The following is an 11,365-nucleotide window of genomic DNA, read 5'->3' on the forward strand; positions in this document are numbered from 1 at the left end:
TAATCTCAATAGTTAGGGAATTGATTTATAAACATTATTAATCTTTAGTCTGAGGTGGACTCTGCATTAATGAGCCATTGATATATGTATCTATAAGTTTTAAGTTAGACACATTCTCTAACGAAAATGCTTCATCTACTTTTTCAATATTTACATTCTTTAAAGTCACGTTTGTAATTGGCGATTGCTCGTAACCTTTAGCTAAAATACCGTAGTAACCTCCGTTTTTAACTTTTACATTTTCTAATACGATATTCTTTATTTCTGGTATATGCTCGCCTGTTTGGTTAGTGTATGTTGCATAGAACATATTCAGCTTTAGTACCGCTTCTTTTACCTGACCAACTTCAAGATTTCTAACATAAACGCCATCAATTGTTCCGCCTCGTCTTGAGTTCGTTTTTAACCTGATAGCTCTATCTAGATTTGGGCTATTCATTTCGCAATTTTCAACATAAACGTTAGAAACTCCAGCAGACATCTCACTACCTATTACAACACCGCCGTGGCCATCAATCATTTTACAATTTTGTACTACTACATTTTCGGTTTTAATACCTACACGTCTACCTTCAGCATCTCTTCCTGCTTTTATAGCGATACAATCATCACCAGTATTAAAAGTACAGTTTTTAATGATGACGTTCTTTGAATATTCTGGATCGCAACCATCATTGTTTGGTCCGTGACTTTCTACCGTTACTCCATCAACTATAATATTTTTTGATTTGAATGGGTGAATAATCCAAAATGGAGCATTTACAATTTTCACTCCTTCAATTAAGATATTTTCACTTTCAAAAGGCTCTAAAAATGTTGGTCTTAAATAATGGCCATCACCAAAAACACGCTCTTCTAATGGTGTACCTTCTTGACCCATTTCCATAAGTCTTGGTAAGTTAAGGCTATCTTTTTGATGAGGCATACCTTCTTCCCATCCGTAGATATCTTTTCCACACCATTTCCACCAGTTATCATTACCTGCTTGGCCGTTTAAAATTCCTTTTCCTGTAACCGCTATATTTTTCTTCTTGTAAGCATATAATAACGGAGAATAATTCATTAACTCAATACCCTCATAAGCTGTAGCAACTAAAGGGTAATAATCTTGAGGATCTGTACTGAATAAAATCTCAGCACCTTCTTCTAAATGCAGATTCACATTATCGTCTAAATGAATAGCTCCTGTTAAATATTCGCCCTTAGGAACTACTACTTTTCCTCCTCCACTTTCCGTACATGCTTTAATAGCTTTTTTGAAAGCATCCGTATTTTTAGTCACGCCATCTGCGATTGCACCATAGTCTACAACATTAAATGTTTTTTTAGGAAATGTTGGTTCCTTAACACTTTCAACAACTTCTTGCATCATATCCCAAGGACCTTTTTCTTTTGCTGACTCTTCCCCTTTGCACGAAACAACTATCACTAGCATTACAAAAGGAGCTATTTGAGGAATTCTCAAAAAGAGCTTACTGATTTTTAAAATCTCACTAAAAAACCTGTCTAATATCATATCAAATTATTAATAATGTAATCGATTACCAAACCTATAAAATTTAGTTCGATATTCCAAAAAAAAAGACTTAACACTTTAAAATAATCAATACTTGCACAAATAACAAAAAGCATCAAATTATAGATTGCTCAATTTTTGCTTAAAAAATTAACATATCGAAAAAAATATTAACAAAAATTTGTGTATTTCAAAATTAACGATAAATTTGTGCAATCGATTACATATTTTAATTAATTTATAAACTAACTCAAAAATCTTATGTTTAACTCTCTATTTGAACATTTGCTTTTTTTTCGGGAAAAAACTAATGCCAAACGCATTATTTTGAAAAAAAACATTTCGACATCCTTATTTGTATTATTCCTTTTGAGCGGTTCTTGTTTATTTGCCCAAAGCAAAACAATATCAGGTACAGTAACCGCAGAAGATATCGGTGGACCTGTTCCTGGTGCTTCTGTATTGGTTAAAGGAACGACTAACGGAACATCTACTGATTTTGACGGTAATTACTCACTAACAGTTAGTGGGCCAAATGCTATATTAGTAGTTTCTTATTTAGGATATGCTACTCAAGAAATTAAAATAGGTGATAAAACAACTATAAATGTTGTATTAAAGCCAAGTCAAGAAGCCTTAGACGAGGTTGTTGTAATTGGTTATGGTACAGCAAGAAAATCTGATTTAACAGGATCTGTTGTTACTGTAAGCGGTAATGATCTTAAAGAACAAAATATTTCTAATGTTGCTGAGACTTTAACAGGTCGTTTGGCAGGTGTTGAAGTTTTATCTACTGAAGGTTCGCCAGATGCGGAAGTTCAAATTAAGGTAAGAGGTACAGGGTCTATAACACAAGACAGTTCGCCTTTAATAATTGTTGATGGCTTCCCTATTAATAATTTAAGTGACATTTCACCTTCTGACATTGCAAACATAAGTGTTTTAAAAGATGCGTCTTCAACTGCTATCTATGGTTCTAGAGGTGCTAATGGTGTTGTTATCATAACTACTAAAAGTGGTAGAGAAGGTAAAATATCTGTTAACTTCAATACATTCTATGGTGTTAAGAAGATCGCAAACACAATTGATGTTTTAAGTCCGGAGGACTTTGTAAAGTGGCAATATGAATATTGGTTACTAAACGATGAGCCTCAGATATATGAAGAAAACTATGGTCTTTACCAAGATTACGACCAATATATCGGTATGAAAGGTAACGATTGGCAGGACCTTATTTATGGTCGCACAGGAGAAGTAGAAAGTAGAGATTTGTCAATAAGAGGTGGTTCTGAAAAAATTAATTTCAATTTTAATTACGCATTATATGACGAAAAGGCTATTATGGTTGGTTCTAATTTTAAAAGACAGAACTTATCTTTAGCTTTAAAGAGTAAAGCCAGCGATAGAGTTAACTTAACATTTAATGCACGTTACTCAGATACAGAAATTAATGGTGGTGGTGCTAATGAACAAAATGAAGTTTCTTCTGCAGACTCAAGACTTAAGCACTCTATAAGATACTCTCCTATACCATTAGTAAGTTTTGATCCAACTAACACAGAGGAGACTTTCTTTAGTGACTTAGTAAATCCTTTTGTAGCTGTAGATGACAACCAAAGAAGACAGTCTAGAAAAAACTTAAATCTTTCTGGTAGCTTTGAGTGGGAAGTAATTGATAATCTTAAATTTCAGACAAGTCTTACCCTTAACAATAGAAATGATTTAGATTATCGTTTTTATGGTAAATCAACCTATTTTTCAAGCAACAGACCTGCTGTAGAAAATCAAGGCTTACCAAGTTTAGTTATTAGAGATAGAAAGCGTGAAGACTTTAGAAATGCAAATACTATTAACTACGACTTTAAAAACCACCTTGGTGATGATCATGGATTACAACTTTTAGTTGGTCAGGAAATGATAATTGCTAAGAACAATCAAGTTACTAGTGAACTTCATGGTTTTCCTTCAGCTTTTGATTTTAACACAAGCGTAAACTTAACAACTCAAGGAACACCGTTTTCTGTGAATAATTTTTACAGTCCAGAAGACAAACTATTATCTTTCTTTGGTCGTGCCAACTACGATTATAAAAACAAGTACTTACTTACAGCAACTTATCGTATTGATGGTTCTAGTAAATTCTTAGGAGATAATCGTTGGGGATACTTTCCATCTGCTGCTTTTGCATGGAAAGTTTCTGAAGAAGAATTTCTTCAAAATACAGATTGGCTAAATTCATTAAAATTACGTTTAAGTTATGGTGAGGCTGGTAACAATAATATTCCAACAGGGCAAACTATTCAGACATTCCAATCTTACAATACATCTTACATAAATGGTATAGACAACTATTGGGCAGCTTCAAACGTATTAGCAAACCCAGATTTAAAATGGGAAACTACTGTAACGCAAAATATTGGATTAGATTATTCTCTTTTTAATGGTCGTTTAAGTGGTTCTTTTGAACTTTATAAAAACGTTACTAAAGATTTACTTTTAGCTTTCCGTACACCAGGATCTGGTTATGAATATCAATTTAGAAACATTGGTGAAATACAAAATACTGGTTTTGAAGCATTAATTAATTATTCTGCTATAAACAAAGAAAACTACGGATTAGATTTATCATTCAACATTAGTGCAAATACAAATAAAATTAATTCACTAGGTGAATTAGAAGACTTTGGTTGGACGTCTGAGTGGGCTTCTAGTCAAATTGGAAATGATTACCTTGTACAAGTTGGTTCTCCTCTAGGTATAATGTATGGCTACAAGAGCGATGGTCGTTATGAAGTATCTGACTTTGACTATGATTCTACTACTGGAGAATACACGTTAAGAGATGGTGTTGTTGACAATAGTGCTGTTATTGGAGATGGCTTTGTTAGACCTGGAGCTCTAAAACTTAAAGATATCAATGGAGATGGCGTTGTAGATAATGATGATAACACAGTAATTGGTGATGCTAACCCTGATTTTACAGGAGGTATGACTTTAAGTGCTAGAGCTTATGGATTTGATTTTACAGCGGCTTTTAATTGGAGTGTTGGTTTTGACGTATACAACGCTAATAAAATTCATTCAAATACACCAAGAGAGAGTAATGATTTCGGAAACCTAACTACGGAGTTCGCTGATGGTGTTAGATGGACAAACTTAGATCCTTCTTCGGGTCAACTAGTTACAGATCCGTCTCAACTAGAAGCATTAAATGCAAATACTACAATGTGGTCTCCGTATATGCAAAGATATGTATTTAGTGACTGGGCTGTAGAAGACGGTACTTACTTAAGATTAAATACCTTAACTTTAGGTTACACTTTACCGGAATCTGCAGTAGGAGATTTAGGAATCACTAAATTAAGATTGTATGTTACTGCTAATAACGTTTTTGTATGGACAAATTATTCTGGTATCGATCCAGAAGTATCAACAAGAAGAAAAACAACATTTACACCTCGTGTAGATTACTCAGCATATCCTAGAAGTAGACAAGTTGCTTTTGGTTTAAACCTTAATTTTTAAAAAACTTTGAAAATGAAAAAAACAATATTTCTAACGTTAATCTTTCTTGCAGGGCTTTTTAATTCCTGTCAAGAATTTGATGAAGACTTTTTAGATGCGCCTGCTCCATCATCAGGAGATGAATCAGTTATCTTCTCAACACCAGATTTAGCTAGAGGTGCTGTAGATGGCATCCTAGAGCGTATGGGACAAACTAATTCTTATAGAGGTCGTTATATTCCTTTTTATGGTTTTAATACAGATACTGAATGGAATTACAGCTCTGATGAAGTAGGAAGCTCGCAAGGAGAATTAATGATATACGATGCAACTCCTACAAATACTCAAATGAATAGAGATAACAACGTTTGGGCTATGATGTATGCAGGTATAGAACGTGCAAACCTATGTATAAGAGGTTTAAGAACTTATGGTAACCCAGAGCCTGGAACAGAGTTAGGCCAATTACTAGGAGAAGCTTTAACCTACAGAGCTATATATTATGCTGATTTATTAAAAACATGGGGAGATGTTCCTGCACGTTTTGAGCCTATTTCTGCGGAAACATTATATCTACCAAAATCGAGTAGAGATGTTATATACAAACAAATCATTGCAGACTTAGGTGAAGCTGAAGAATTGGTGGCTTGGCCAAACGATAACGCTACAACTACTACAGTAGAGAGAGCAAACAAAGCATTTGTTAAAGCCTTTAGAGCTAGATTAGCACTTGCTGCTTCAGGTTTCCAACAATATCCTGATGGTATAAGAAGGAGTAACGATCCTGATCTTTCTGTTCAGAATATGTACACATTAGCTTTTAATGAAGCTACAGACGTAATTAACAGTGGAAAAGCGAGTTTAGAACCATCTTTTGAAACATTATGGAGAAATTTTAACGAAGAATCTGTGGCTGCTGGTGGCGAATCACTTTGGGAAATACCTTTTGCAGCTGGTCGTGGTAGAGTGTTATTTTCTTTTGCTGTTAGACACAGAGGTGTAGATCAACACACTGGTCAGGCAAGAGGTGGTATTGCTGGTCCATTGCCAACGGTATTCTATGACTTTGACGAACAAGATACTCGTAGAGATATAACTTGTGTACCATACCAATGGGGAAACCCAACAGACGGTTTTGCTCAGCAAGAATTAGTTGGTCTTGACACTTGGTATTTTGGAAAATACAGATACGAATGGATGAATCGCTATGTAACTTCTACAAATGATGATGGTGTAAATAAAATTTACATGCGTTATGCAGAAGTATTACTTATTGCTGCAGAAACAGCTAACGAATTGCAAGGACCTGGAGCCGCAGCACCATACTTAAAAGAATTAAGAAGAAGAGCCTTTCCTTCCGAATTACATGCCGAAAAAGTTGATGCATATGTTGATGGCTTAACAAGTTCTGCCGATATGCTTGAAGCTATCATTGATGAGCACAAATATGAATTTACTGGTGAAATGGAACGTAAAATGAACCTGATTCGTTGGAATTTATTAGGTGCTAATTTAGATGAAGCAAAAACAAAAATGTTCAATCTAAAAAACAGAATTGGTGAGTATGCAGATGTACCGACTACACTTTATTACAAATACGAAGAGGATGGTGAGACTTTAGATATTTACGGTCTAAACAGAAACGAAACAACTAATCCTGGGCCAGACTACACACCACAAGACTGGACTGTTTTAGAGGATGATATGATTAACTCCATATACAAGCTTGGGGTAAATCCAGACGATAGACAATTTTGGCCTATATGGCAAGTCTTTTTAGATGCAAGTAATGGTCAATTGGTTAACGATTACGGCTATTAATAACTAATAATTAAGAAACTTAAAACATGATGAAAGCAAAATATATTTTAAAATGTTCGATAGTGGTTCTTTCTCTACTATTTACATTTTCGGGATGTGACAGTCCAGATGAAGTTATTGAAGAGCTAAACGTAAGTCGCGAATTTGCACCAGTTGGTTTACAAGCATTTATTAGAAACCAAGTAGTTGTAGAACTTCAGTGGGATTCTGATCCTTATGTTAACGATTATTTAATTGAAATTAGTGAAGATGCTTCATTCTCAACAATTATTGAATCAGTTTCAGTAACTTATGAAGACGTACCTGTGCAAATAGAATTAGAACAAGAAACGTTCTATTATATAAGAGTACAAGCTATTAGTTCTAGAGGTTTAAACAATTCTACCTATGCTACTACAACAGCTGAAACATTAACAGAACAGATTTTTTACCCTATAGTACCTGAAGATATTTTAGCTACCGAAGCTACATTTAGATGGTTACCAAATACTGCTGTAACTGAGTTATTTATAGTACCAGGTAACATTAGCTATACTTTATCTGCTCAAGAAATCGCTGAAGGTGTAGCAACTGTAACAGGTCTAACAGGTGAAACAGATTATACTGTACAAATTCTTAACGGTACTACAATAAGAGGAGTGTTAAATTTCACTACAGGTATTGATATTGGTGATGGTATATTGGTTACTCCAACGGATGATATATTTCAAATGGTGGCCGATGCTAATCCTGGTGATGTATTAGTACTAGATGCTGGTGATTACACAGCTCAAGTTGGTACTATTACACTAGATAAGCCTTTAACAATAAGAGGACTATACAGTTTTGACAAACCTTTATTAAAGGTTAGCTTTTCTATTGTAGATGGAGCTACTGATGTAGAACTTATAGACTTAGATCTTACAGGAGATGTCGCTACAGATTTAACTGACATGTTAAGATACACAAGTACAGGAAACTACAACTCTTTATTAGTTAGCGGTTGTAACGTTCACGATTACAACAGATCATTTATAGCAGGTAATGTTACCGATGCTATTTTACAATCTGTAACAGTTGAGAACTGTATTGTTACAAATGTCTTAACAAGTGGTGGTGATTTCTTTGATTTTAGAAATTCAGATGTTTTAAATGTAAATTTCAGTAATAGTACATTTAACAACTGTGCACCTGGAAGAGATTTCTTTAGAATTGATGATGCTGGGACACTTGCTTCTAACGGCAACCTTTGTAACATCTCTATAGACAGTTGTACTTTATATGCTTGTTCTAATTCTTCAAGCAGAAGAATTCTGTACGTAAGATTTGAAGACAATGACATCACTGTAACAAATACTTTAATTACAGATACAGATTCAGAAGGTTATTCGGATCAAGACAGAACGGATGAGTTTATTACATTTAGTAATAATAATTATTTTAACGCACCTACATTTTACGATCCTACTGTACCAAGATATGACACATCTTCAAGTTATGACACATTAGATCCTGGTTTTGTAGATCCTCTCAATGGCGATTTCACAATTACAACACAATCTTTAATTGACAACCAAGTTGGAGATCCTCGTTGGAGACAATAATATTGAGATAAGTTAGTCTTTAAAGAAGGAGATTTGTTTTAAATAACATTTCTCCTTTTTTTATTAAATTAATACGGAAGAATACCACATGAAAAAAATAAACTTCATTTTATTAATAAGCCTAATAACCATTTTTGGCCTTTCTGCTCAACAAAAAGCATTTCCTACTGCAGAAGGTTTTGGGCAATATGCCACAGGTGGAAGAGGTGGCTTTATTTATAAAGTAACAAACCTAAATGATAGCGGAGAAGGTAGCCTTAGAAAAGGCATTCAAAAAAAAGGTGCCAGAATTATTGTTTTTGATGTATCTGGTACTATTGAGCTTCAATCTAAATTAGATATCAACAAAGGAGATTTAACCATATTAGGGCAAACAGCTCCTTGTGGTGGCATTACCATAAAAGGCTATCCTGTAACTATAAAATCTAATAATGTTATTGTAAGATACTTGAGATTTAGAATGGGAGATGTTAATGGTATTGAAGGTGATGCTCTTGGTTGTAGAAATACCGAAAATGTAATTATAGACCACTGCTCTATCAGTTGGGCAACAGATGAAAATGCTTCATTTTATAACAACAAAAATTTTACGTTTCAATGGAACATTGTTTCGGAAGCTCTAAACAGATCTGTACACAAAAAAGGTGCTCATGGTTATGGAGGAATTTGGGGAGGAGTAAACGCTTCGTTTCACCATAATCTAATTGCTAATAACAATAGCAGAAACCCAAGATTTAGCGGCTCTAAAACGACTAAAAATTCTGAAGATGAATTTGTTGATTTCAGAAATAACGTAATATATAATTGGGGCGAAAATAGTATTTATGGTGGCGAAGAAGGTACTTACAACATTGTCAACAATTATTTTAAATCTGGTCCTGCAACAACATCCTCAAAATTAGACAGAATTGTAAGCCCTTCTGAACCTTATGGAAAATTCTATGTTGACGGAAACTACGTTTATAATTATCAAGACATCACTAATAACAATTGGAATGGTGGAGTTCAATGCGATCAACCAGAACTTACAAAGCTTGAAAAAGCTGTTGATATTAACAATAACGTTCTAACTACCGATACCGAAATTGCTTATAAAAACGTGCTTAAACAAGCTGGTGCCAGCTTTAACAGAGACAAAGTAGACAAAAGGATTATAAAGAGCATAAAAAAGGATAAACCAAGCTACAAAAACGGAATTATAGACTCGCAGGATAATGTTGGTGGTTGGCCTAAAATAAAACCTAAGAAAGCTTCAAAAGACTCTGATAATGATGGTATACCAGACAAATGGGAGCGAAAACTACAGCTAAATAAAAACAAAAAAGATGCCCACTTAAATACCTTAAATGAGCACTATTCTAATATTGAAGTTTATGCTAATATGTTAGTAGATGAACTATAAATACATCTACTAGCATATTTTGCTTTAATTAAATTCAAATGCGCCTATATCTGGTGCATTACCATTAAACGGAAGTCCAACATCTTCACCAGCATCAATCAAATCGCTTCCAGATACTAATTTTAAGAAATCTATATTAGGTAAACTTCCGTCTTCATTTCTTGGAGAGGCAAGTAAATCAATATCTATAGTTATAAAATCAGAAGCACTAGTAGTAATTCCATTTTGCCATCCATTGCTCGTAATATCTGTAGTAGTTGCAGAATAACTATCATTGTTATTACCTGCAAAAGAAGCGGTGTTTTTTATCAGTAAAAATTGAGCAATATTAGTAGAACTAAAATTAATATTGCGTCCATTACCATAAGCTGAGCAATTATAGATTTCTACTTCTCCTCGATTGCTATTATGATCAAAACCATCATAAACATTACCTGCTGCTATGCAATTGGTGTACACAGCATTATGCTTTAATGTTTTATCATCACTACCTCCGGTTTTAAAACCGTTTCCATCACCAGCACCAACAGTTCCGTTCATTAAATATCCATTTTTAAAAGCCCAACAGTTTTCGTAAGTAGTCGAAATATTATCTGTATCTCTTAAGTAGCCATCCCAACCATCATCTAAGTTTTGCCAAGCCCTACAACCAATAAATTTATTATTGGATCCTGCATTTAATTTACAGGCAAATCCATCTGCATTTTCTAAAGAAGAATCAGCATTATAGTACGAGTCACAATTCAGAATAATATTATTACTTCCACCGCCATCAATCTGCAAACCTGAGTCTTTATTTTCACTAAATGTGCAAAATTCAATGGTATTATTGTTGCCAGAAATATGCATACCATTATCGCCAGCAGCATAAATATCTATGCCTTTAATATGCCAGTAATCACCAGAAAGTTCAACACCTCTGTTAGATGAATTTTCAGACATGGATGAAAAATTGAATCGAGGTCTTTCGGTATCAGAAGAATACGCTAAAAGCGAAATTAAATTATTGTTAGAACCATTTCCAGAAATTTGTATGGTAGAATTGAAAATATAGTCTCCTCCTCTAACGTAAATAGTCTCTCCTGGATTAGCTGAAGCAATTGCAGTTAGAATTTGTTGTGAAGTTTCTACAATTGTTCCGTTAACCGGATTGCCAACTCCAGAAATCTCAAATGTCTGCTCTCCAAAAACACCGGAACCATCTTGTGCATTAGCTCTAACTGTAACCGAACCATTAGAAACTGCTGTTAACAAACCTGAATTAGAAATAGAAGCAATAGACGGACTAGATACACTCCAAGTAACATTTAAGTTTGAAGCATTTATAGGCAACACTTGTACCGATAATTGACTTGTTGCACCATCATTAATTGTACTACCAATTATAGTTATACTACTTACTAAAATTATGTCTGGTGAATTATCACTTGAACCCTCACTGCTACAACTAAAAAAAAGTAAAACAGCTCCTACAAAACAGCTTAATTTCTTTACAATATCCATACTCATATTATGAATTTTAAAAATAAAGAATTACAT

At 34.1% G+C, this 11,365-nt stretch carries 6 protein-coding genes; 4 read left to right on the forward strand and 2 right to left on the reverse strand.

Going from position 1 to position 11,365, the window contains the following annotated elements:
- Positions 1 to 37: 37 nt before the first annotated feature.
- Positions 38 to 1,435 (reverse strand): glycoside hydrolase family 28 protein, encoded by a 1,398-nt coding sequence (locus tag V1468_RS01410; RefSeq protein WP_331808474.1) that lies wholly within the window; start codon positions 1,433 to 1,435, stop codon positions 38 to 40.
- 408 nt (positions 1,436 to 1,843) lie between these two features.
- On the opposite strand from V1468_RS01410, the gene V1468_RS01415 reads away from it, so the two are divergent.
- From V1468_RS01415 to V1468_RS01430, 4 genes are all read left to right on the forward strand, one after another.
- Complete coding sequence (locus V1468_RS01415; RefSeq protein ID WP_331808475.1) at positions 1,844 to 5,041, forward strand: SusC/RagA family TonB-linked outer membrane protein; 3,198 nt, start codon at positions 1,844 to 1,846, stop codon at positions 5,039 to 5,041.
- Between the two features lie 12 nt (positions 5,042 to 5,053).
- Positions 5,054 to 6,841 (forward strand): RagB/SusD family nutrient uptake outer membrane protein, encoded by a 1,788-nt coding sequence (locus V1468_RS01420; protein ID WP_331808476.1) that lies wholly within the window; start codon positions 5,054 to 5,056, stop codon positions 6,839 to 6,841.
- 26 nt (positions 6,842 to 6,867) lie between these two features.
- The gene (locus V1468_RS01425; protein ID WP_331808477.1) at positions 6,868 to 8,424 is read left to right on the forward strand and encodes a DUF5123 domain-containing protein; all 1,557 of its coding nucleotides are present in this window, start codon (positions 6,868 to 6,870) and stop codon (positions 8,422 to 8,424) included.
- 88 nt (positions 8,425 to 8,512) lie between these two features.
- On the forward strand, positions 8,513 to 9,826 hold the full coding sequence (locus V1468_RS01430) for a pectate lyase family protein (protein WP_331808478.1): 1,314 nt from the start codon (positions 8,513 to 8,515) through the stop codon (positions 9,824 to 9,826).
- A gap of 24 nt (positions 9,827 to 9,850) precedes the next feature.
- Here V1468_RS01430 and V1468_RS01435 read toward each other — a convergent pair whose 3' ends face one another.
- Positions 9,851 to 11,335 carry an Ig-like domain-containing protein gene (locus V1468_RS01435; protein WP_331808479.1) on the reverse strand — a complete coding sequence of 495 codons (1,485 nt, stop codon included), beginning with the start codon at positions 11,333 to 11,335 and terminating at the stop codon, positions 9,851 to 9,853.
- Positions 11,336 to 11,365: the final 30 nt, after the last annotated feature.

The organism is Winogradskyella poriferorum, assembly GCF_036553625.1.
In the GTDB taxonomy this organism is placed as follows: Bacteria; Bacteroidota; Bacteroidia; order Flavobacteriales; family Flavobacteriaceae; genus Winogradskyella; species Winogradskyella poriferorum.

Bases quoted from the DNA above. Each gene is read 5' to 3' on its own strand.
- V1468_RS01410 (WP_331808474.1), bottom strand. From the start codon at position 1,435: ATGCTAGTGATAGTTGTTTCGTGCAAAGGGGAAGAGTCAGCAAAAGAA.
- V1468_RS01420 (WP_331808476.1), top strand. From the start codon at position 5,054: ATGAAAAAAACAATATTTCTAACGTTAATCTTTCTTGCAGGGCTTTTT.
- V1468_RS01425 (WP_331808477.1), top strand. From the start codon at position 6,868: ATGATGAAAGCAAAATATATTTTAAAATGTTCGATAGTGGTTCTTTCT.
- V1468_RS01430 (WP_331808478.1), top strand. From the start codon at position 8,513: ATGAAAAAAATAAACTTCATTTTATTAATAAGCCTAATAACCATTTTT.
- V1468_RS01435 (WP_331808479.1), bottom strand. From the start codon at position 11,335: ATGAGTATGGATATTGTAAAGAAATTAAGCTGTTTTGTAGGAGCTGTT.